Raw genomic sequence first — 23304 nt, 5'->3', positions numbered from 1 at the left:
GACCTTCAAATTTCAAAAAATTTTAGAAATATGGAGGAAATAAAAAATGGGAAAGTATAAGGAATTATCTCAAAAAATAGTACAAAATATAGGTGGAAAGGATAATGTTATTAGTTTAACTCACTGTATTACAAGATTACGTTTTAAGCTTAAGGATGAAAGCGTAGCTAACGACGAAGTGTTAAAGAATATGTCAGGCATTGTTACAGTTATGAAAAGTGGTGGACAATACCAAGTTGTAATTGGAAATCATGTTTCAGAGGTATATGAAGATGTATGTGAACTAATAGATAGTGATAATTTAAAAAATGTTGAGGAAGTAAAGAAACCTTCTAAGCCACTTGATAAGTTTATAGATGTTATATCTGGAATTTTTCAACCTATATTAGGAATTATGGCTGCTTGTGGTATGGTAAAGGGCTTAAATGCTTTATTTATTGCAATGGGATTATATAGTGGAACTTCTGGTGGATCATTAATTATAAATGCAATAGGGGATGCACTATTTACATTCTTACCTTTATTCTTAGGATATACAGCAGCTAAAAAGTTTGGATTAAAACCAATGTTAGGATTGGTTATTGGTGCAATTATGTGTTATCCGGCTATACAGTCTAGTGCTTTATCTAGTGCGTCAGAGCCTTTATACACATTGTTTAATAATACAATATTTCAATCACCAGTTTACATTACTTTCTTTGGAATACCTGTAATATCAATGGATTATACAGGAACAGTTATTCCAGTTATTTTAGTAGTATACTTTGCTTCAAAATGTGAAAAGTTATTCAATAAAATAGTACCAGATCTAGTTAAGTTTTTCTTTGTTCCTATGTTAACTTTACTAGTAGCATTACCAGTAGCATTTATAATTATAGGACCAATTGCAACGTTTGGATCTAATATAATTTCACATTTTGTATTTACAATAAGAGATTTTAGTCCATTACTTGCAGGAGCAATTGTAGGAGTTACATGGCAAATACTTGTTATCTTTGGAATGCATTGGGGATTTATACCAGTATATATAAATAATATTATGACTAATGGATATGATAATGTAATGATGCCTTTCTTTGCATGTACTTTTGCAACGTCAGCAGTTGTATTAGCTATATTCTTTAAAACTAAAGATAAAAAGCTTAAAGAAATGGCTTTACCTAACTTTATATCAGGAATTTTTGGTGTTACTGAACCAGCCATATATGGAATATTATTACCTCTAAAGAAGCCATTTATAATCAGCTGTATTGCTGGAGGAATTGGAGGAGCATTTTATGGATTATTTAATTTAAGAAAGTTTATGGTTGGAGGAATGGGTATATTTGAATTACCAGCAATGCTTGAACCAGGTGGTGGAACTAATAATTTAATAGTAGCATTATCAGGAATGGTAATTTCAATGGTAATAGCTTTTATTTTAACTATGATTTTTTATAAAGATAAGGAAAATTATAAAGAGAATGCAATAGAAGAAGATAAAGTTATAAAAAAAGAGCCTAGTGCTATTAAAACTGTATCAATATATAGCCCTATGAAAGGTGAAGCTATAAAGCTTGAAGAAATTGAAGATGCAGCTTTTGCTACTGGAGTATTAGGACAAGGCTTAGCTATTAAACCTAGCGAAGGAAAAGTAGTGGCACCTATTGATGGTGAGGTTACAACTTTATTTCCAAGCTTACATGCTATTGGAATTACTTCAAATGAAGGGGTAGAGATTTTAATTCATGTGGGATTAGATACAGTTCAATTAGGTGGAAAAGGATTTAATGCCCATATAAAGCAAGGAGATATAGTTAAGAAAGGACAAGACTTATTGACTTTCGATATAGAATTTATAAAAGAATCAGGTTATAGTATCGTTACTCCTGTAGTAGTAACAAATTATTCAGAGTATTGTGATGTCGTAGTTACTGAAAATAAAAATTTAGAATTAGATAATAAAATTATTACAGTTATACGTTAATTTTTATAAAGGACTCTATTTTAATAATATTAAAATAGAGTCTAGTAAATATTGTAGAAAATATAAGGTATAAGATTGGAGAAAAGTATGAAATTTAAGGATGATTTTTTATGGGGCGGAGCAACAGCTGCAAATCAATGTGAAGGTGGATATAATCAAGATGGAAGAGGTTTAGCTAATGTAGATGTATGTCCAATTGGAGTTGATAGATCAGCTGTAATTACAGGAAATTTAAAAATGTACAACTTTGACGATGAACATTTTTATCCAGCGAAAATTGCAATAGATATGTATCACAACTTTGAATCTGATATTAAGCTTTTTGCTGAAATGGGATTTAAAGTTTATAGAATGAGTATAGGATGGACTAGAATTTTCCCAAAGGGAGATGAAGAAAAACCAAATGAAAAGGGAATAGAATTTTATGAGAAAGTATTCAAAGAATGTAAGAAATATGGAATAGAGCCATTAGTGACAATAACTCATTTTGATTGTCCTATGCACTTGATAGAGAAATATGGTGGATGGCGTAATCGTAAAATGATTGATTTTTATGAAAAGTTATGTAGGATTATTTTTACAAGATATAAAGGTCTTGTTAAGTACTGGATTACATTTAATGAAATAAATATGATTTTACATGCTCCATTTATGGGGGCTGGAATTTGCTTTGAAGAAGGTGAAGATAAAGAAAGAGTAAAGTATCAGGCTGCTCATCATGAATTAGTAGCTAGTGCTATGGCAACTAAAATAGCACATGAAATAGATGAAAATAATAAGATTGGATGTATGTTTGCGGCAGGAAGTGTATATCCATATAGTTGTAAACCAGAAGATGTATGGAAAGCAACTCAAGTAGATAGGGAGAATTACTTCTTTGTAGATGTACAGGCAAGAGGAAAGTATCCTAATTATGCGTTAAAAGAAATGGAGTTTAAAGGAATAACACCGATTATGGAAGAAGGAGATTATGAATTATTAAAAGAGAATACTGTAGATTTTATTTCATTCTCTTACTATAATAGTCGATGTGTAAAGGCAGATGATAACTGTGATGTTGTAGAAGGAAATTTATTTGAATCAGTAAAAAATCCATATCTTTCATATAGTCAATGGGGATGGCCAATAGATCCATTAGGATTAAGAATTACATTGAATCATATATATGATAGATACGAAAAGCCTTTGTTTATAGTAGAAAATGGTTTAGGAGCAAAAGATGTAATAAATGAAAACGGAGAAATAGAGGATGATTATAGAATAAATTATTTAAGAGATCACATTAAAGCAATGAGAGATGCTGTGAATTTAGATGGGGTTGATCTATTAGGATATACAACTTGGGGACCTATTGACTTAGTGAGCGCTGGGTCTGGAGAAATGGAAAAAAGATATGGATTTATATATGTAGATAGAGATAATAATGGAAATGGAACATTAGAAAGAAAGAAGAAGAAGAGTTTCTATTGGTATAAGAAAGTAATAGAATCAAATGGAGAAAATTTAGATTAATATAGAGTTTGGAGAAAAATCCAATCGAAACATTGTTTTTGATTGGATTTTTTATTTATAAAACCTTAAAATTTATTATTTTTGGAGTTGTAAAATTCTTTTAACATAATACTATAAACTTAAAAAAAATTATATTATAATAATAATTAAATGCATAAAGTTAAAAGGAATATTGAGGTGAAAGAGAAAAATGGCTACATTAAAGGAAATAGCAGATAAAGTAGGAGTGTCTTTAGCAACAGTATCTAGAGTTTTAAATAATGATAGTGGAATTTTAGTAGCAGATGAAACTAAGGAACAAATATTAAAGGTAGCAGATGAATTAAACTATAAAACAGCAAAGCAAAGAAAAGGTAAAAATACAGCAAAAAGAATAGTTACTATAGGAATCGTGGAAATGTATGATGTAGTTAAACAATTACAGGATCCGTATTATTTACTTTTAAGAAACATAGTGGAAAAGAAAGCCTTTGAAAATGATATAAAATTGATTAGACTTTTTAAAAAAGACAATGATTATGAAGTGCTTGAAGATGTAGAACTGCAAGGGATTATTGCTATAGGAAAATTTACTTCAGAAGAAGTATCCAAGTTATCAAATAAAACAGGAAATATAGTATTTATAGATTCAGCACCAAATGATGAATTATATGATAGTGTAAAAATTAATTATAAGCTAGGAGTAAAACAAGGATTAGAATATTTTATTAAGCTTGGGCATAAAGATATAGGTTTTATTGGTGAAAAATACACATTGGGTGATAATAAGCTTCCAAGTTTTGATGATAGATTAAAATTTTTCTATGAATATATGAATAGCAATGGGCTATTAAAAGAACAGTATATAATAAATAGTGATATGACGGCAGAAGGTGGACATAAAGCTATAATAGATTATATTGATAACAAAGGTAAAATACCAACAGCGTTTTTTACAGCTAATGATGCTATTGCAAGTGGTGTAATTAAAGGGTTATATGAACGAAACATAAAGGTTCCAGATGATGTAAGTATAATAGGCTTCAATGATACTATAATATCACAGTATACAAATCCGCCATTAGCAGCCATAAGAGTACATATAGAGTATTTGGGCGAAGTTGCTGTAGATCTTATGCTTGAAAAATTAAAGGGAAGAAGTTATGCAAAAAAAGTTATAATACCTAGTGAATTTATATTAAGAGATAGTGTAAGAAAAATATAATATAAGGTTATAGAAAAGAGAGTATTTTTAAGAAAATAAAGTACTTTCTTTATTTTTTAACTAGTGAAATAGAAATGAGATATTATATGTATTAATAATAAGTAAGTATAGGGGAAGAGAGAGTATGTGTGAAAAAAATAATAAATTTATTTATAATTATGGCTCTGATAAAGAGCTAGTAGAAAACATAAAAGAAAAATTAAGTAAAATAAAAGAAGTAGGATATTTTGAAGGAAAAAATAACGCAAAAATATATTATGAAAAATATAGTATAGATAATGAAAAAGGAAGAATAGTAATATCACATGGATTTTCAGAGTGTATAGATAAGTTTACAGAAATGATTTATTACTTTACGGAAATGGGATATTCAGTCTATGCAATTGAACATAGGGGGCATGGAAGATCTGGGTCTTTAGGTAAAACTCATAAAAATCAAATTAATGTAGAAAAATTTAAGTATTATGTAGATGACTTAAAAATATTTCTAGATAAAATAGTAGCCAAAAAAGATGTTGATTTATACTTATATGCTCATTCTATGGGAGGTGCTATAGGAACTATGTTTTTAGAAGAGTATAGTGGATATTTTAAAAAAGCTATTTTAAGTGCACCTATGATGGAAATAAAAACAGGAGATTTTCCTAAATGGATGGCTTATATAATAAGCAGTTTATATATAATAGCTGGAAAAGGAGACGAGTATTTATTTGGACAAGGACCTTTTGATGGTAAATATGATTTAGATGGTGCTGGAACAACTAATAAGTATAGATACGAAAATCATTTAGAAGAACTAAAAAATAATGAGGGTATACAAAGGTCTGGAGGATCGTTTAAGTGGATGTTTGAATCTTTAAAAGCTAGTGATAAAATAATAAGAAAGAAAAATGTTCAAAAAATAAATATACCGATATTACTATTTCAATCTGGAAGGGATACATTTGTAAAAGATAGAGGGCAAAATAAATTTTGTGAAAGAGCTAAAAACTGTAGAAAAATAAGATTTGAAAATGCTAAACATGAGATATTTGGAGAAGATGATGAAACATTAATGAAGTATTTAAAAATAATAAAGGAATTCTTAGAATAAATTTTACTAAAAATATTGATAATTTTACTGTAAATACATATAATGGTATTAAGAAAACGTTATCTAAAATATTGATGTAAAAGGAGCAGTTAAATTTATGGGGATTATAATTGATAAATCAAAAAAAATATTTAACATTCAAAGTAAAAATACTTCTTATGTATTTGGAGTAGATAATGAAGGTTTATTAAGACATTTATATTGGGGAAAGAAAATTGAAGATACTAAAGAGTTTGATATGCCAATATTAGTTGAAGTATCAACAAATGATCCGGTATATGAAATTACAAAAGAAGAGTATCCGGTATATGGCAGCTTAAGATATAAGGAGCATTGTTTAAAGGCAACTTTTGCTGATAGAAGTAGAGAATTAGTTTATAAGTATGATTGTTATGAGATTACAGATAATGAATTAGTGATAAAATTGAAGGATGCTCATTATGAGTTTAATATCAATTTACATTATAAAGTTTATGATGAGTATGATTTAATAGAAAGATATGTAAGTATTAAAAACAATTCTAAAGATATTATTGAAATTGAAAAGATACATAGTGGACAACTTCATATTCCGTATGAAGATTTAAACTTTTCGAATGTTCATGGGCACTGGGGAGCAGAACAACAAAGATTTGTTCAAAAAGTTAACTATGGGAAAATAGTTATAGAAAATAGAAGAGGAATATCAAGTCATAATCATAATCCTTATTTCATATTAGATAAAAATGCAACTGAAACTACAGGAGAAGTATTCTTTGGAGCTTTAAAATTAAGTGGTAATTTTAGTGGGATAATAGAACAAACTCAATATGGAGAAACTTTAGTACAAATGGGAATAAATTCACATGACTTCTTAATTAAGCTTAAGCCTGGAGAGGAATTTGTTTCACCTGCAATTATAGCCGGATATAGTAATTATGGTTTTGAAGTTATGACTCATAACCTTCATAATTTTGCAAAAGACAATATATTAAGAGAGGGATTAAGACCAGTATTATATAATTCTTGGGAAGCAACTGAGTTTAAGGTTAATTGTGATGAACAGATAAATCTTGCAAAAAAAGCTAAAGAAATAGGAGCGGAATTGTTTGTAGTTGACGATGGATGGTTTGGAGAGAGAGATGGAATAGATAACGGATTAGGTGATTGGTATGTAAATAAAGAGAAATTCCCAAATGGGCTAGAACCCTTAATTAAAGAAGTAAAAGCTATGGATATGATGTTTGGAATTTGGGTTGAACCAGAGATGGTAAATCCATTATCACAACTTTATAAAGATCATCCAGAGTGGATATATCAATTTGCAACTAGAGAAAGTGATACATCTAGGGGGCAATATGTATTAGATTTGACTAAGAAGGAGGTAAAAGAATATATCTATAATATATTAGATGAACTTCTATCTACTTATGAAATTGATTATATTAAATGGGACGCAAATAGGCCTATATCTCAAACGAATCTAGAAAAAGATGTTTGGTACAAGCATATAAAGGCTGTTTATGATATTGTAAGAGAATTAAAAGTTAAACATCAAAATGTATTATTCGAAGCTTGTGCATCAGGTGGAGGAAGAATTGATTATGGTATTTTAGGAATTTTTGATGATTTCTGGACAAGTGATAATACTGATGCTTATGATAGATTATTAGTTCAAGAAAGTTATTCGTATATATATCCAATTAAGGCTATGAGAGCTTGGGTTACAGACTGTCCAAACTTCTTATCAAGAAGAGTTATACCTTTAAGATTTAGATATCATAGTGCTATGATGGGAACATTGGGAATTGGTTGTAATATATTAAAGTTTAATGAAGACGAAGTAAAATTATCACAAGAATTAATAGAAGAGTATAAAGAAATAAGGCATATCATTCAAGATGGTGATTTCTATAGACTAGAAAATACATCAAAAAATAATTACAGCATTTATCAGTATAATAAAGACAATGAAAGTCTATTATTTGTATTCTTGCCTCAAAGTGTAATTGGACATAGAGGAGTAACTGTTAAACTTAGAGGGTTAAATAGTAAATCTAAATATTTAATAAAGATTAATGGCGAAGAAGTAGTGAAAAGTGGTAGTTATCTAATGAATAGAGGGTTAGATATAAAATTAAGTGGAGATTATTGTAGTGATATTATAAGAATTAATAGAATTTAAGATAAAGATTGTTTAAGATAGATTATTAACTTCTAATTGGAATATAATAGGTCCTTTAGAGTTAATAATCTATTATTTTTTTATTAGAACTTTATGTTTAGAAAATACTTTAAAAGAAAGTAATAATGTAAAACGTGATAAAATGATTAATAGATTTAGTAAAAAACAATAAAATTTTACAGTAAAAATACTTGTAAAACCTTTTCTTATATGGTAATATATGAATATGAAATTATGAAAACAATTACAAGGTATTAAAAATTAAAGGGTATAATGGAGGAAGAGAATTATGGAATTATCGTTTAAAGAAAAATATTCTTTTGGAGTTGGAGCATTAGGAAAGGATTTATGTTATGCAATAGTATCTAGTTACCTAATGATTTACTTTACAGATTTAGTTGGACTAGCTCCTGCGTTTGTTGGAAGTTTATTCCTAGTTGCTAGATTGTGGGATGCAGTTAATGATCCAGCTATGGGAATGATTGTTGATAATACAAGAACAAAATGGGGAAAGTTTAGACCTTGGATTTTAATAGGAACAGTAATTAATGCAGTAGTATTAATATTTTTATTTAAAAGTCCAGATGGGTTAGAAGGTACTTCATTATATATCTATTATTCAGTAATGTATATTTTATGGGGAATGACTTATACAATAATGGATATACCTTATTGGTCAATGTTACCTTCTTTATCCAAAACTAAAGAAGAAAGAGATCAAATGTCAGTTATACCAAGAATATTTGCAAGTTGTGCATGGTTAATAATGGGTGCTTTTGGACTAGCTATAGTAAATAAGCTAGGAAATGGTGATCAAACTAAAGGTTATGGAGCTTTTGCTGTAGTAATAGCAGTGATTTTTGTTATAACTACGATTATAACAGTTGTAAACGTTAAAGATAAAAGCAGTGAAAAAATAGAATCAAATAAAAAAGCAGAAAAAACAAGCTTAAAGAAAGCATTTAAAATTATAAAAGAAAATGATCAACTTATGGTATTTATAGGAGTTGTACTTGCATATAACTTAGTTGCTCAATTATCAGGTGGAATGGCAATTTACTACTTCAAGTATGTTGTAGGTAATGAAAATATGTATCCAGTGTTTACAGCATTTGCAGGTTTAGCTGAAATAGGAGCACTTATGTTATTCCCGATTATTTCTAAGAATATGACTAAAAAAGGTGTGTTTAGATTAGCGTGTTACTTACCAGCAGCAGGATTAATAATCTTATTGTTAGGCGGAATATTTATTCCAGGAAATGCATTTGTAATAGCTTTATCAGGAATAATAGTTAAGTTAGGTTCAGGATTTACTTTAGGGGCTACAACAGTTATGCTTGCAGATGTTATAGATTATGGTGAAGTAAAATTTGGTTCAAGAAATGAAAGCATAATAGCTTCATTCCAAACATTATTAGTTAAAACAGCATCAGCAGTTTCAGGCTGGCTAATAGGTGTTGGATTAACAATAGTAGGCTATGTTCCAAATATAACACAAGCAGCAGGAACTATATTTGGTATGAGAATACTTATGGTAGCGGTACCTTCTATAATAACAATATTAGGATTCATTATTTATGATAAAGGGTACAAGCTACATGGTGAGTATCAAGAAAAGATAATGACAGAGTTAAATGAAAATATAGAGGAAATTGCTTATTAATTATAGGTAATATATAACTACACTTTAGTAAATGGCAAATTAAAGTTTGTATTCTCTGATTTGCCATTTGCTATATAAAAATATGTCAATACAATAATAAATTTAATATAATAATTTTATTAAAATTTACAGTGAGAAGGGATGGGTTAGAATGTTTTTAGGAGTAGATTATTATCCAGAGCACTGGAATGAAGATATGTTAGAAGATGATTTAAATAATATCATAGAACTTGGAAGCAATGTAATAAGAATTGGGGAATTTGCATGGCATATGCTAGAAAGAGAAGAAGGAAAATTTGATTTTTCATATTTTGATCATGTAATAAATGAAGCTAAGAAAAAAGGATTAAATGTTATATTTGGAACACCGACAGCAACAATGCCAGCTTGGCTTGCAAAAAAACACCCAGATGTTTTAGGTGAATTTGAAGATAATACGAAAAGAGTTTTTGGGGGAAGAAGACAGTATTGCTTTAATAGTAAGACTTATCATAAATATAGTGAAATAATAATAAGAGAACTTGCAAATCATTTTAAAGATGAAGAAGCTATAGTGGCATGGCAAATAGATAATGAGTTTGGGCATGAAGGCAGTGATGTTTGTTTTTGTAATGAGTGCAAGGAAGCTTTTAGAAACTACTTAAGAGAAGCTTATAATAATGATATAAATAAGTTAAATGAAACTTGGGGAACTAGATTTTGGTCTCAAACATATAACGATTTTGATGAAATACCAATGCCAGCAAAGACAATAACAACACATAATCCAAGTCTTAGAATGGAATGGGAGAGGTTTAGGAATATAAGTGTTGAAAATTATGTAAAACTTCAAGTCAAAATATTAAAAGAAATATTAGGAGAAAATTCAGTAATCATTCATGATTTTTCAGGAGGATACTTTGATAAAAGCTTCGATATTTCAAAGGCAGCAAAATATATAGATGTGGTTGCATATAATAATTATCCAGTATGGGGAGGACAAAGAGAACCAATTCCTGCACATGAAATTGCATGTGGATTAGATTATATGAGAGGAGCAAAAAGGAAAAATTTCTGGATTACCGAAGCAATAATGGGAGCACAAGGTCATGATGTTATAGGATATTTACCAAGACCAAATCAAGCTAAAATGTGGTCATATCAAGCAATGGCACATGGATGCAACTCTCTTATGTATTTTAGATATAGAGGAGCAACTAAGGGAGCAGAGCAATATTGTTATGGAATAATAGATCAAGATAATCAAAAAAGAAGAAAATTTTATGAAGTTCAAAGCTTCTTCAATGATATGAAGAAGAATGAAGATGTTATAAATAGTGAAATAAAATCAGAGATAGCGGTTATTTATGATTACGAATCTATGGCATCTTTTAGAATTCAAAAACAAAGCTTTTTAATGGATTATAAAAATGAAGTATATAGATTATATAGGCCTTTCTACGAAAACAATGTAAATATAGATGTTATTCCATCATATGTTGATTTTAGTAAGTATAAAGTTTTATTAATACCTACAATGATAGTATTTAAAACTGAAGTACAAGAAAGAATCAGAGAATTTGTTAAAAATGGTGGTAAGGTAGTATTTAGTTTTAGAACTGCTATTAAGGATTACTACAATAACTTAACATTAGGACAGTTAAATCCAAGTTTTTATACTGATTTAATAGGTGGATTTGTTGATGAAATAGAAGCTCTTCAAGAAGGTCAAAATGTAGAACTTAAAGGGATAAATGAATTTGCTGATACTGTAGGCAGTGGTACTGTATTTAGGGATATGCTTAAAACTACTACAGCTGAAAGTTTATTTATGTATAATGATAAGTTCTATAAGGAATTTTCAGCAGTAACTTTAAATAAGTATGAAAAAGGAGAAGTTTATTATATTGGTACAGGTGTAGATAATAATATTATGGATATGTTAGCTAATAAAATATTAAAAGAAGCTAATATAGAGGTTATTGAATCTGAGACTGGTATTGAGGTTGTTAAGAGAGTACTTAATAACGAAGAATACTATTTTGTTATGAATCATACAGAAAAGGTAAAAGAATTTAATGAAATTACTTTAAATGCTTATGAAAGTATGGTAATTAAGAAGTAAAATTATAGATTTAGAATATAGTAATATAATATTTTTCTAAAAAAAGATTGTTTTTAAACAATCTTTTTTATTTTATAAAACTTTATAAAATCTTTAAAACTATAAATTACTATCTAAATATAATTTTTTGTAAAATGTGAACTAAAATTATATATTAAATACAAAGTGTTAATAAAATTTAAACTACAGTACATACTGTAGTTTTTTTATTGACACATATAGAATATTGTAATAACATTCTAATGAAAATCATTATCATATTAAAATAATTATCAAGACAAAATATAGGGAGGCATAATATGTATTTAATTTATTCATTAGTTTTTGTAATTGCATTAACGCTTATATTTACAGATACTATAAGAAAAAAATCAATAGTTTTTTATGGACTATCTTCAATAATAGCAGTATTAGTTACTGTTTATGAAATTTTAAGATTAACATCTAATTATCAATTAGAAGGATTTATAGGTACTTTAGAAAGAGTTTTTATGAGAGGAAATGTTTCAATTGCATTCTTCATCTTAGTAATGTTTGCAGGAGCATTAAATAAGAAACTAAAGGTAACTAAGAAATTAATGAGCATTAGAGCTGAGAATGCTATAATAGGTTCTATTCTTATAATGCCACATTGTATAATGTATTTTGTTAGATTCTTAGTAAAGCTAAATGCAGGAAAACAGTTTACAACACTTTATTTTATATATTTAGTTGTAGGTATTTTAGCATTTATTCTTATGATTCCTTTATTCATAACATCATTTAAAAAAATAAGAATGAAAATGAAATTTAGTGAATGGAAAAGGTTACAAAGAAAAGCTTATATATTTTATTTATTAGCTTATGTACATATTGTAGTAGTATTACTTAATGGTAAGAGAATAGATTTCTTAAAACTAATTACATATACAGTTATATTTTTAGCTTATTTAATCTTAAAATTATTTAGAAATAGAAAATAAACGATTTATTTTAAAATAATGTGCAAATACAGTTAAAGAAAAGGATGTCTATTTTGGACATCCTTTTATAATACTATATAAAATAGCTACTTATTAGAATAAGTAGCTATTAAGCTTGTAAATCCACCAATTAAACATAAAATAATACATATTATAAAAGGAATTGTTGTTCCTCAGTCTTTTAAATAACCAATAAATCTAGAGCATATATAATCATATGACCCGGAATAAAGAGGGGATATTCTTATTTTATATTTTTTATACAGAGAAGTAAGAAATATTAGCTATTTTCTTTTTCGGAAAAAATTACAGTTATAGCAAATACATCTTCATAGTTTTTAAGTTTCTCTGGATCGTTAAATTTATTAATATCTACTCCTTCTATAGTATTAGAACTAGTTCTAACTTCAATCATTAGTGGTATTTCTTTTTCTAATTCTATATTTGGGGATTCGTTCCAAACGGTTTGACTACAGGAGAAATTTTCAGTTGGTTGGATTTCAGGAGCTATTGTTTGTAGTACTCCAGCTTCTTTTTTTATTGAAATTTCCATTTGTTCATTTACTTTATAGTTAGAAATTAATATTTCACCAGATACAGGCTTATGATTAATTAAATAGTTAAGAGTATCCAAACATAAATTTCCATGTTTAAATATTATATGTTAAAAATTTAGGGTTATAGTTTGAAAAATTAAATATATTTATATATTTAGAGCTTTTGGGGGAATATATTTTTGTAAAAATAATTATATGGAATATTAGGAGGCACAAATGAAAAAAATTACGAAAAGTCTTATAGCTTTAATAGCTTTATTAGTAGTCCAATTATCATTAAGTAGCATAGTAAGTGCAAAAAATATTGTTAATGATAATATACCTAAGTTAACAAAACTAACACAAATTTCCCCAAACCAAATTGAAATAACATATGATAGGGATGTAGAAGTTCCACTTGGAATTAAAGCAACTAATTATTGGGTGCAAGATCTTAAAAATAAAACAGCAGAAGGAATTGCAAGTCTTGGAAAAGATGATCAAGTAAATTCTAAAAATTCACTTACTAATAATGAAGTAAAAATAGAATCTAAAGAGGATTCACAAAGAACATTTGTTATAACATTTTCTAGAGATATCCCAAGGGGAGCAGAATATAATCTTATAATTCATAATGTAACTGTTCCAGGTGCTCAGCCACATAGTGGAGACAATGGAATGATGAATTTCGTAGGTAAATAGAAATTTTATTAAATTTATTAAAAAGGAAGTTCTAATAAAAGAACTTCCTTTTAATAATTAGGTGTATTATATATAAGAGTTTTGCTTAAAAGCAATATTTAGACTAAACTACTTCTTCCCATGCATCAGAAGTGTCAGGCGCTTCTCCTACTACCCACCACTTGCAAACATATTTTTTACCATTGTAAATTACAGTATCACCTTTAGTATAAATTTTTGAATTATCATAAGTGTCTACTACTTCAGAACCAGTATTATTTTTTACAGTAACTGTTCTTATAACTTCAGTAGTTAAACCTTTGCTATCAGAAACAGAGTAAGTTAATTTATATATTCCTTCTTTAGAAGTATCAACACTTCCAGAAACCTCTATTTTACTAGTTAAATCTCCGTCCTCTTTGTCATTTGCAGTTATGCCTTTTAATATATCAAAGTTTTCGTTAAGATTTATAGTTACATCATTAGCACCAGAAATTACTGGCTTTGAGTTTTCAGGATTTGGATTGGTTTCTCCACTATTTGTTCCAAAATTTTTAAATATATTAGTAAATTCATATTGGCTCTTTACTCCAGAGTTTGATTGAATCATTGAATCTCTATTCATTGACCAGAAAGAAGTCATAGCTAGTTTATTTTCTATTGCATGATCAACAACTAGCTTGGACCATTCAGTAGTAAATACAGGATGAGATCCACTTTCATAACCTATAGAAGGAGTAGTACCAAGTTTTGCATATGCTTCTGCATCACTTAATGTTATATTAGCATATTTTTTGAAGTACTCTTTTAACTGATCTTTTGTACTGTCAACTGCTCTTAAAGAAGCAGTACCATAGTTTTCACCTGGATTTAGAGTGCCAGTTCCATAGCACATAGTCATTAAGTTAACTACTTCAACATCAACGCCTTCTGATAAATAAGCTTTTAGTACATCAAGTTGAACATTAGTTAATCCACTAGGTAAAACTGGTAGAGTTAAAACTACATCAACACCAGTTTCAGCCTGTACCTTTTTAATAGCCTTAGCATTTGCAATATTTTGCTCTAAGTTTTGGGCACCGCCCTCTATGTCTAAATCAAGTCTTGTAAGTCCATAACCAGTTACAATATCTCTATATGTGTTAGCTAAAATATCAACATCTTGAGTAACTTGCCAAAATGCAGTTCCTGCAATTCCTCCAAATGAAATAGTAACATCTCCACCCATTTCACGAAGTTCTCTAATTGATTTTTTAATTCCATTATATTGGGAGTCATCTTTATTCCATTCACTTAAAACAGAATATCCACCCCATCCCCAAGCAACTTTTCCATCTTTAATTCCTTGTCCACTAGATTGAATAAATCCTAGATTAAAGAAATTAACACCAGTTTCTTTACTTATTTTTGCAAGATTTGCTGCACCATTATTTGAATAGTCAGGATTGCTTGTCCAAGCAACCATATCAATATAAGGTGAGTTAACTTGTTTTGGCCATTCTATTCCCTTTAGTACACCAAAATCATTAGTTTCCTTAACGTTTTCTTGTAAAGTTATAGGGCTTAATAGGTTAGTAGCATAAGATGTAGTTGATAAAAGATTTGGTATAGCAATTGATGCTATTGCACTTATTGCTATAATTTTTTGGATTTTTTTCTTGTTCATATAAAAAACCTCCCAATTTATAATATTTTGAAAGTAAAAAATGTCTTAACATAATTATAACCAATATTTTACAGAAAGTAAACAAATTAACAAAATTTTCTAGAAAAATTTATTTTGATTATTTTATATTTTTATAAAGAATTTAATATGATAAGAATTCTGTGAGTTAAATAAAGTAACAATTTTGTAATTGCAAATAGTTTGCATTTATGATAAAAATATAAAAGAAGATGCAAATCATTTGCATTAAGGCGATGTAGGAGGAAAAGAAATGAAAACAAAAGTAGATATAATATCAGGATTTTTAGGAGCTGGTAAGACTACACTTATAAATAAGCTGTTAAAGTGTGAAGGATATAAAAAAGATGTTGCGCTTATAGAAAATGAGTTTGGGGATATTGGAATTGATGGCAGCCTTATAAGCAGTAGAGATATTGATATTAAAGAGATTAATTCGGGATGTATATGCTGTAGTGTTGCTAATGATTTTTATAGTGAAATTATTGCAATTATAGATAAGTACAAGCCTAAAAGAATAATAATAGAACCATCTGGAGTTTCTAAACTTTCAGAAATAATTTCAATATGCAATAAAGAAGGGGTTAAAGATTTATTAGAAATAGATTCAATAATAACAGTAGTAGATGGAGTAAAGTTTAATTTATATTTAACGAATTTTAGTGAGTTTTACATAGATCAAATAAAAAATGCAAACTTAATATTTGTAAGTAGAAAAGATATTTTAGGAGATACTTTAGAAAAAGTTACAAAGCAAATAAGGAGTTTAAATAAGAAAGTAAAAATAATAGACGAATTTGAAGAAGTAAATTTAGAAAATATAAAGAAAAAAGATAGTGTTAAAAGGAATTTAGATAGTATAAAAAATAATAAACCTAAAAGTCTTAAATTAAATAATAAAAATAATATTTTAAAATCAAGAGAAAATCTAAAAATAGCAAATAAAGGCACTATAAATAAAACAAAAGCTACATTCCAAAGTATAGGAATAAATACAGAAAGAATATTTTCAGAAGATGAACTTAAATACATAATAGATAAATCAAAATACTTTGGAGAAATACTTAGAATAAAAGGATTTGTAAATCTTAGCGAAAATAAATCTATACAATTTAACTTTGTTCCAAATGAATTAGAAATAAAGGTAATAGATTATAAAGGCAAAGGCAAAATTAGTATTATAGGACAAGACTTAAATAAGAAAGGATTAGAGACGCTTTTCTCTTAAAATAATTATGTTTAAAGTTAAAATAGAGATAGTAACAGGATTCTTATCTTCAGGAAAAACAACATTTATAAATTCTTTAATTGATAAAACATTAATAAAAGATGAAAAGATAGTAATTTTACTTTGTGAACAGGGGAGTAGAAGCATAGATATTACATTAGAAGAAAAAGAAAATATTAATGTAAAATACATAACGGTAAATGAAGAAATAACAGAAGAAATGTTATTTGATATATATAAATATGAAAAGCCAGATAGATTAATAATAGAGTTTAATGGTACTAAAGATTTAAAAGAGTTAGCTACTGTAATTAATAATAGAATAATAAAAAAGATATATAGAGTAAATACAATATATAACTTAATAGATTGTGCTACCTTTAATATATTTTTAAGTAACATGGGAAGCATTTTAATATCTCCAATAAAATATAGCAACATAGTGATATTAAATAATAGAGATAAAGTAAATGATAAAGAAATTAACATAATAAAGTCAAAGATTCTTAAAATAAATTCTACTTGTTATATGGTAGAAGCAGATAGTACAAATGCTATAGAAAAAGTAGTTAAAGAATCTAATCTGTTTTATATAGATATATTGGACAAGCTAAAATTGAAATTAGAAAATTACAGGAGAGAAAGTTATGGTAGATAATGTTTTTTTACTATTTATAAGTTTGTTATTAGAATCAATTCCTTTTGTATTAATTGGATCTATAATTTCTTCTTTGATACAGATGTTTGTATCAGAAGAATTAATAAGAAGAATAATTCCTAAAAATATATTCCTAGCTTTAATCATAACTTCTTTTACAGGAATGATATTTCCAGTATGTGAATGCGCAATAATACCAATAGGTAAAAGATTAATAAAAAAGAGAGTTCCATTGCCAGTTGCAGTTACATTCATGTTATCAGTACCAATTGTAAATCCAATTGTTATTATGTCTACATATTACGCTTTTTCAAATAATAGTGTTATATTTTTTATGAGAATAGTCTTTGGAATAGTAAATTCTATTATTATAGGATATTTAATTCATATTAACTACAAGAATAAGCAATTACCAATAAGAGAAGATGTTAATAAAGATAAGTATATATGCAATTGTGGATGTGAAGATTTAAATTTTAATAATTACTCAAAAATAAGAGTACTTTTAAATCATACAAAATCAGAATTTTTTAGTGTACTAAAATATTTGATGTTTGGAAGCTTCATATCAAGTTTATTTAAAGTAACAGTAAAAGGTGATGTACTTACATACTTTAGTAAAAACTTAGTATTATCAGTAATTATTATGATAATTTTAGCACTTATACTTTCAGTTTGTTCAGAGGCTGATGCATTTATTGCAAGTACATTTGCTTTAACTTTTACAAAAGGGTCAGTAATAGCATTTCTAGTTTTAGGACCTATGCTTGATATAAAAAATATATTGATGCTCCTTGGAAATTTCAAAAAAGAATTTGTAATTAAGCTTTCAATATATATTATATTAGTTACATTTATATCTTCAGTTTTATTTAATATTGTAGGAGGTGTTTAAATATATGAGACTTAATAAACGTTAGCTTATTGATCTTATAATTTTATTTTTTATAACATCTATATTTTATTACTTAATAATTGGAGATAATATAGAGATATTTTTAAATCCAAGGATGAACAAATATATAATTTTTGCTTTCATAATATTTGTAGCTTTAACTATAAATCAATTTTTTAATGCTTTTACAATTAATACTTTTAGAGCTGTAAGAAGAGGTGCTTTAGTGTTTTTAGTATTAATATTAGCGTTCATATCCTTAATATATAGAAATGATTTAAAGAAAGAACTTGTTGATGAAGAGATAAATAAAGAGATATCTTATGAAGAAGATAACTTTAATGAGATTTACAAAATAACAGAAAGACTAAATTCAGAGAATAAAGAGGATAAAAATACTATAGTTTTAAATAGTGATAATTACACAAAAATCTTTCCTAATATTATGGAAAATCCTAATGAATTTGAAAGTAAAAAGATAAAGACAGAGGGATTAGTATATAAGTCTAAAGAGATTAATAATAATGAGTTCACTATAGCAAGGGAAGTAATGTCCTGTTGCGTTGCAGATGTTCAAATAGTTGGGATAATGTGTGAATATGATAATTCAGTAGATTTAAAAGAAAATGAGTGGGTTAGCGTAGAAGGTGTTATGGATGTTAAAGATAATAAGCCTGTTATAAATGTTAAGGAAGTAATTAAACTTGAAAAACCAAAGAACAGTTATATATATCCAATTCAATAGTTATATATGCTTTAGTTTATAGAAGAAATTTTATGTTTTAAGGCAAAATAGGAGTTATATTATAAGTTTACTAAAAGTTATAATATGTGAAATATATGGTATTATTATAGTAGAAAGTATTTATAAGGGGGAATAATTTTGGAGATACTTTTAATTATTATACTAGTGCTTATAGTTTACAATGTAGTTTATAATATTCCTTATAGGATTAAGGAACATGATGAAAAGGAAGCATTAAAATTTAAAGAATTATATATTAGAATAAATAGACTTGAAAAAATGTTAGAAGATATAGGTTATGATTACAAAGATATTGAAAAATAAGAGAGTGTTTTTGATACACTCTCTTATTTTTATAACAAATTTTAAAACCCGCATATATAAAATTTGAAAATGAATTTTTAGGGGGAATTTAAATGAAATATAATGTGATTGGGTTTTCACAGCAAAAAGCAATGGAACTTAGACTAGATGTAAAAGACTTAATAATATTAAAACATATAATAGACTTTATAAATAGTGGAAAGATGGTAGAAAGAGAAATTGATGGAGAAGCATATTATTGGTTAAAACAAGATAGATTACTTGAAGAATTACCAATACTAAATATTGGTGGAAGTACAGTTTTAAGAAGAAGACTAAAAAAGTTAGTTAAACTTAACATATTAAAATACTATCTTATGAAAAAGGGGGGAACATATACTCTTTATGGAAAAGGATCCGAACTTAATAATCTTTTATACAAAAAAGTAGGGGACGTAAAAGTTGGAAACAACACAACTAAAAGATCTGTTAAAGATGATTTAAAGGTTCGCCCAAAAGATAATATAAATAAAAATATAATTGCTAATAATATAAAGAGTGCTGCTATAGAAATAATAGATTTTTTAAATATTTTGTCTAATTCAAAATATAAATGGAACTCAGTAGAAACACTTAACCTTATAAGAGACAGAATAGAAGAAGTATATAGTGTAGAAGATTTTAAAGAAGTTATATTAAAAAAGTACAACGAATGGAGTGGAACTATATATGCAAAATATATAAGACCATCGACTTTATTCAAAGAAGGTAAATTTGATGAATATTTGAATCAAAAAAGAGTAGATAATAACAAAGAAGATAAAAAAGAAAATAAGAATGCTGCATTTTGTGACTTTGTAATAGATTAAAGAGGTAACCTTTTATGAAAAATATAATGGCTGAAAATGAGATATTAGGAGGAATACTTTATAATAATAAAATTGCAGCTGAATGTATAAGTGAACTAACGATAGAGGATTTTTATAGCACTAAAAATAGAAAGCTATTTGCTTCGATGAGAAATTTATATGGAAAGGGCAAGACTATAAATCTTACAAATTTAATTGAAGACATAGGCAGTAATAATTTAGATAAAGTTGGAGGAATTAGCTATATTTCAGAAATTTTATTAAATGGAATGTCTATAATCCCTAAAGAATATATAGATATTTTAAAAGATAAAAGTTATAGAAGGAAAGCTCTTAAAACCCTGAAAGAAGCAATTAGAGATTTAGAGAATCCTAAACGTGATATTAATGAAATAGCTTTAAATGTTCAAAATAGACTTATAAAAGATATGTATTCAAAAAAGAAAATATTAAATGATGAAGAGCTTATAGGAAAAGCATTAGTTGAAATAGAAAATAGATATAACCAAGGTGGTGGAATTTGTGGAATGGAGACAGGTTTCTCTACTTTTGATAAAGCTTTAAATGGATTAAAAAGAGGAGAACTTGTAATATTAGGTGGAAGACCAGCTATGGGAAAGACGGTTACAGCACTCAATATGTTGGATGGACTAGCTCAAAATGGATACAATGTTTTAATTTGTGAAATGGAAATGACAGAAGAAAGCATTGGTATGAGAAGACTTGCAGCTCATTCTAATATAGATAATAGCAAAATTCAGCGTGGTAATTTAAATGATAGTGAATTTGAAAAAATTGCAGATAGTTATAACAAGTTAAGCAAAAGAGGTCATGTCTATACAGACTGTGAATATAGACAAAATATTATTACTATAGGGGCAAAAGCTAGAGCTATTAAAGAAAATAGTGGACTTGATGTTCTAATAATTGATTACCTTGGGCTTATGGAAGTTAAAAATAATGAAAATAGAGCTATTGCAATTGGCGAAGTAACTAGAGGGTTAAAAATGTTAGCAAAAGAACTTAATATAAATATTATACTTTTATGCCAATTATCAAGAAGTGTTGAACAGAGAAGTAACAAAAGACCTCTATTATCAGACTTAAGAGAAAGTGGTAGCATTGAACAAGATGCCGATGTAGTTATTTTTACTTATAGAGACGATTATTATAATACAGATAGTGATGATAAAAATATAATGGAACTTATAGTTTCTAAAAATAGAAATGGAAAAACTGGTACATTAAAGTTTAAGTATTATGATAAGTATCAAAGGTTACAATCAATATTTTAATTATAAATATTTTCTTTTAGAATGTATGAATTTGGAGGGATTAAATGAAAGTTTATGAACAAAATAATCAAGTAATACTAGATGGTGTATCAAACTTTAACTTAGATAGAATATTAGGTTATGGAGAAGGTAATAGGTGGAATAAGGAAGAAGATGGTTCATATACAGGAGTTGTAAAAAGTAAAATATTAAATGTAGCTCAAGATGAGAAAAAGGTTTATTTTAATAATACTAATTTAAAAGATTTTCAAAATATTTGGTTTGAATATTTTGATTTAGGCAGAGATTATGATGAGATAAATAATAAATTAAAAGCAATGGATAATTATATAAGTAGAGCTGTTGATTATTTAAGAGGTATGAGAATACTTGCTCAAGATGAGTGGGAGATGATGATAACATTTATTATATCTGCAAATAATAGTATGACAATGCTTCAAAAGGTAGTAGAAAATTTATCAGAGAAATTTGGAGATTATTTAGGCGAATATAAAGGTAGAAAATATTATGCATTTCCAACACCAAAGCAATTAAGCTTAGGATCTTTAGAAGATATAAGATCTTGTAAAACTGGATATAGAGATAAATATATAAAATCAGCAGCAGATAATATAGTAAACAATAAGATTGATATATATAAGTTCAAAGAATTAAATACAGAAAAGTGCATAGAAGAGCTTAAAAAGTTTGATGGGGTAGGAACTAAAGTGGCAGACTGTATAGCTCTATTTGGAATGAAAAAATATGATACTTTCCCAATGGATGTTTGGATGAAGAGAATAATGAAGGAATTTTATATTAAAGAAGATATGAGTGTTGAAAAAATAAGAAAGTATTCTATAGATAAATTTGGTGAGCTTTCAGCTTTTGTTCAGCAGTATTTATTTCATTATGTAAGAGAATTTGGATTAGATAATTTAAAATAAGAAATAAACATAAGATAATTTAGGAGCGTGAATATATGTTAATAATAGGACCGCATATATCAGTAGCAAAAGGATTTACTAGAGCAGCAAAAGATATAATAGAAATGGAAGCAAATACATTTCAATTCTTTAGTAGAAATCCAAGAGGATCAAACTATAAAAAATACGATGAAAAAGATATAAATGAATTTCAAAGGTTAAGAAAAGAACATAAATTTGGACCAATCCAAGCTCATGCACCTTATACTATGAATTTAGGGAGTGCAGATAAAAAGGTATATAAATTTGCAAAAGAGGTAATAAAAGAAGACATAGAGAGAATGGATAAACTAGGTATAGAATATATATGCTTTCATCCAGGTAACCACGTAGGAAATGGAACTGATGTTGCAATAGATCAAATAGCAGAAGGTCTAAATGAAGCTATAAGTGGGTATGAAAATATTAAAATTCTTTTAGAGACAATGCCTGGAAAAGGTACAGAAGTAGGATATAAGTTTGAACATTTAAAAATGATAATGGATAAAACTAATTATAAGGAAAAGTTAGGTGTATGTATGGACTTATGCCATGTATTTTCAGCAGGATATGATATAGTAAATAATTTTGAAAAAGTATTAGAAGAATTTGATAATATAATAGGAATTAATAACTTAAAAACAATACATTTAAATGATAGCATGATGCCTTTTGGAGATAAGAAAGATAGGCATGCACCAATTGGAAAGGGTGAAATAGGTGTAGACGCTATTATTAATATTATGAAACATCCTTATATAGAAAATAAACCTTTTATACAGAAACTCCATTAGATAA

Annotated in this window: 20 protein-coding genes; 18 read left to right on the top strand and 2 right to left on the bottom strand. The window is 27.3% G+C overall.

Translation table 11 applies throughout. The features are described 5' to 3' along the window. The first annotated feature begins 46 nt into the window (after positions 1 to 46). From ACZ5TJ_RS08885 to ACZ5TJ_RS08850, 8 genes are all read left to right on the top strand, one after another. Positions 47 to 1966, top strand: coding sequence for a beta-glucoside-specific PTS transporter subunit IIABC (locus ACZ5TJ_RS08885; protein ID WP_464198922.1), 1920 nt, complete (start codon positions 47 to 49; stop codon positions 1964 to 1966). 87 nt (positions 1967 to 2053) lie between these two features. Next, positions 2054 to 3478 (top strand): 6-phospho-beta-glucosidase, encoded by a 1425-nt coding sequence (locus tag ACZ5TJ_RS08880; RefSeq protein ID WP_464198920.1) that lies wholly within the window; start codon positions 2054 to 2056, stop codon positions 3476 to 3478. A gap of 190 nt (positions 3479 to 3668) precedes the next feature. Beyond that, positions 3669 to 4682, top strand: a complete 1014-nt coding sequence (locus ACZ5TJ_RS08875) for a LacI family DNA-binding transcriptional regulator (protein WP_055206849.1) — start codon at positions 3669 to 3671, stop codon at positions 4680 to 4682. A 124-nt stretch (positions 4683 to 4806) separates the two neighbouring features. Then, positions 4807 to 5775: an alpha/beta fold hydrolase gene (locus ACZ5TJ_RS08870; protein WP_464198917.1), complete on the top strand. Its 969-nt coding sequence runs from the start codon at positions 4807 to 4809 to the stop codon at positions 5773 to 5775. Between the two features lie 97 nt (positions 5776 to 5872). Further along, complete coding sequence (locus ACZ5TJ_RS08865; RefSeq protein WP_464198915.1) at positions 5873 to 7939, top strand: alpha-galactosidase; 2067 nt, start codon at positions 5873 to 5875, stop codon at positions 7937 to 7939. A 289-nt stretch (positions 7940 to 8228) separates the two neighbouring features. Then, positions 8229 to 9602, top strand: coding sequence for a melibiose:sodium transporter MelB (gene melB, locus ACZ5TJ_RS08860; RefSeq protein ID WP_464198913.1), 1374 nt, complete (start codon positions 8229 to 8231; stop codon positions 9600 to 9602). 151 nt (positions 9603 to 9753) lie between these two features. Next, complete coding sequence (locus tag ACZ5TJ_RS08855) at positions 9754 to 11706, top strand: beta-galactosidase (protein ID WP_464198911.1); 1953 nt, start codon at positions 9754 to 9756, stop codon at positions 11704 to 11706. A gap of 299 nt (positions 11707 to 12005) precedes the next feature. After that, the gene (locus ACZ5TJ_RS08850) at positions 12006 to 12668 is read left to right on the top strand and encodes a ferric reductase-like transmembrane domain-containing protein (protein ID WP_464198909.1); all 663 of its coding nucleotides are present in this window, start codon (positions 12006 to 12008) and stop codon (positions 12666 to 12668) included. A gap of 280 nt (positions 12669 to 12948) precedes the next feature. Here the strand turns inward: ACZ5TJ_RS08850 and ACZ5TJ_RS08845 are convergent, their stop codons facing one another. After that, positions 12949 to 13302, bottom strand: a complete 354-nt coding sequence (locus tag ACZ5TJ_RS08845) for a hypothetical protein (protein WP_464198907.1) — start codon at positions 13300 to 13302, stop codon at positions 12949 to 12951. A gap of 139 nt (positions 13303 to 13441) precedes the next feature. On the opposite strand from ACZ5TJ_RS08845, the gene ACZ5TJ_RS08840 reads away from it, so the two are divergent. Continuing rightward, positions 13442 to 13906 carry a hypothetical protein gene (locus ACZ5TJ_RS08840; protein WP_464198905.1) on the top strand — a complete coding sequence of 155 codons (465 nt, stop codon included), beginning with the start codon at positions 13442 to 13444 and terminating at the stop codon, positions 13904 to 13906. Positions 13907 to 14009: 103 nt separating this feature from the next. Here ACZ5TJ_RS08840 and ACZ5TJ_RS08835 read toward each other — a convergent pair whose 3' ends face one another. After that, entirely contained in the window at positions 14010 to 15551 is a 1542-nt protein-coding gene (locus tag ACZ5TJ_RS08835; RefSeq protein WP_464198903.1) for an immunoglobulin-like domain-containing protein, read from the bottom strand. A gap of 271 nt (positions 15552 to 15822) precedes the next feature. Between ACZ5TJ_RS08835 and ACZ5TJ_RS08830 the strand changes: the two genes are divergently transcribed. The 9 genes from ACZ5TJ_RS08830 (at position 15823) to ACZ5TJ_RS08790 (ending at position 23300) form a co-directional block, all read left to right on the top strand. Continuing rightward, a complete protein-coding gene (locus ACZ5TJ_RS08830) occupies positions 15823 to 16797 on the top strand; it encodes a CobW family GTP-binding protein (RefSeq protein WP_464198901.1) in 975 nt (324 codons plus the stop codon). Between the two features lie 7 nt (positions 16798 to 16804). Continuing rightward, positions 16805 to 17455, top strand: a complete 651-nt coding sequence (locus ACZ5TJ_RS08825; RefSeq protein WP_464198899.1) for a GTP-binding protein — start codon at positions 16805 to 16807, stop codon at positions 17453 to 17455. After that, positions 17445 to 18350 carry a permease gene (locus tag ACZ5TJ_RS08820; RefSeq protein WP_464198897.1) on the top strand — a complete coding sequence of 302 codons (906 nt, stop codon included), beginning with the start codon at positions 17445 to 17447 and terminating at the stop codon, positions 18348 to 18350. The genes ACZ5TJ_RS08825 and ACZ5TJ_RS08820 overlap by 11 nt, the downstream gene beginning before the upstream one ends. Before the next feature lie 28 nt (positions 18351 to 18378). Continuing rightward, a complete protein-coding gene (locus ACZ5TJ_RS08815; RefSeq protein WP_464202301.1) occupies positions 18379 to 19095 on the top strand; it encodes a TIGR03943 family putative permease subunit in 717 nt (238 codons plus the stop codon). 138 nt (positions 19096 to 19233) lie between these two features. After that, a complete protein-coding gene (locus tag ACZ5TJ_RS08810; RefSeq protein ID WP_077229315.1) occupies positions 19234 to 19419 on the top strand; it encodes a hypothetical protein in 186 nt (61 codons plus the stop codon). 92 nt (positions 19420 to 19511) lie between these two features. Continuing rightward, the gene (locus ACZ5TJ_RS08805; protein WP_464198893.1) at positions 19512 to 20267 is read left to right on the top strand and encodes a conserved phage C-terminal domain-containing protein; all 756 of its coding nucleotides are present in this window, start codon (positions 19512 to 19514) and stop codon (positions 20265 to 20267) included. A 14-nt stretch (positions 20268 to 20281) separates the two neighbouring features. Next, positions 20282 to 21562, top strand: a complete 1281-nt coding sequence (locus tag ACZ5TJ_RS08800; protein WP_464198891.1) for a replicative DNA helicase — start codon at positions 20282 to 20284, stop codon at positions 21560 to 21562. Between the two features lie 44 nt (positions 21563 to 21606). Next, on the top strand, positions 21607 to 22488 hold the full coding sequence (locus ACZ5TJ_RS08795) for a DNA-3-methyladenine glycosylase family protein (protein ID WP_464198889.1): 882 nt from the start codon (positions 21607 to 21609) through the stop codon (positions 22486 to 22488). 35 nt (positions 22489 to 22523) lie between these two features. Further along, positions 22524 to 23300 (top strand): deoxyribonuclease IV, encoded by a 777-nt coding sequence (locus ACZ5TJ_RS08790; protein ID WP_464198887.1) that lies wholly within the window; start codon positions 22524 to 22526, stop codon positions 23298 to 23300. Positions 23301 to 23304: the final 4 nt, after the last annotated feature.

It is taken from the genome of Clostridium budayi, from assembly GCF_055396605.1.
This window is presented reverse-complemented; position numbering and strand designations above follow the sequence as displayed.

Excerpts from the sequence above, each read along its gene's own strand:
- ACZ5TJ_RS08885 (WP_464198922.1), top strand. The coding sequence starts at position 47 with ATGGGAAAGTATAAGGAATTATCTCAAAAAATAGTACAAAATATAGGT.
- ACZ5TJ_RS08880 (WP_464198920.1), top strand. The coding sequence starts at position 2,054 with ATGAAATTTAAGGATGATTTTTTATGGGGCGGAGCAACAGCTGCAAAT.
- ACZ5TJ_RS08875 (WP_055206849.1), top strand. The coding sequence starts at position 3,669 with ATGGCTACATTAAAGGAAATAGCAGATAAAGTAGGAGTGTCTTTAGCA.
- ACZ5TJ_RS08870 (WP_464198917.1), top strand. The coding sequence starts at position 4,807 with ATGTGTGAAAAAAATAATAAATTTATTTATAATTATGGCTCTGATAAA.
- ACZ5TJ_RS08865 (WP_464198915.1), top strand. The coding sequence starts at position 5,873 with ATGGGGATTATAATTGATAAATCAAAAAAAATATTTAACATTCAAAGT.
- melB (WP_464198913.1), top strand. The coding sequence starts at position 8,229 with ATGGAATTATCGTTTAAAGAAAAATATTCTTTTGGAGTTGGAGCATTA.
- ACZ5TJ_RS08855 (WP_464198911.1), top strand. The coding sequence starts at position 9,754 with ATGTTTTTAGGAGTAGATTATTATCCAGAGCACTGGAATGAAGATATG.
- ACZ5TJ_RS08850 (WP_464198909.1), top strand. The coding sequence starts at position 12,006 with ATGTATTTAATTTATTCATTAGTTTTTGTAATTGCATTAACGCTTATA.
- ACZ5TJ_RS08840 (WP_464198905.1), top strand. The coding sequence starts at position 13,442 with ATGAAAAAAATTACGAAAAGTCTTATAGCTTTAATAGCTTTATTAGTA.
- ACZ5TJ_RS08835 (WP_464198903.1), bottom strand. The coding sequence starts at position 15,551 with ATGAACAAGAAAAAAATCCAAAAAATTATAGCAATAAGTGCAATAGCA.
- ACZ5TJ_RS08830 (WP_464198901.1), top strand. The coding sequence starts at position 15,823 with ATGAAAACAAAAGTAGATATAATATCAGGATTTTTAGGAGCTGGTAAG.
- ACZ5TJ_RS08825 (WP_464198899.1), top strand. The coding sequence starts at position 16,805 with ATGTTTAAAGTTAAAATAGAGATAGTAACAGGATTCTTATCTTCAGGA.
- ACZ5TJ_RS08820 (WP_464198897.1), top strand. The coding sequence starts at position 17,445 with ATGGTAGATAATGTTTTTTTACTATTTATAAGTTTGTTATTAGAATCA.
- ACZ5TJ_RS08805 (WP_464198893.1), top strand. The coding sequence starts at position 19,512 with ATGAAATATAATGTGATTGGGTTTTCACAGCAAAAAGCAATGGAACTT.
- ACZ5TJ_RS08800 (WP_464198891.1), top strand. The coding sequence starts at position 20,282 with ATGAAAAATATAATGGCTGAAAATGAGATATTAGGAGGAATACTTTAT.
- ACZ5TJ_RS08795 (WP_464198889.1), top strand. The coding sequence starts at position 21,607 with ATGAAAGTTTATGAACAAAATAATCAAGTAATACTAGATGGTGTATCA.
- ACZ5TJ_RS08790 (WP_464198887.1), top strand. The coding sequence starts at position 22,524 with ATGTTAATAATAGGACCGCATATATCAGTAGCAAAAGGATTTACTAGA.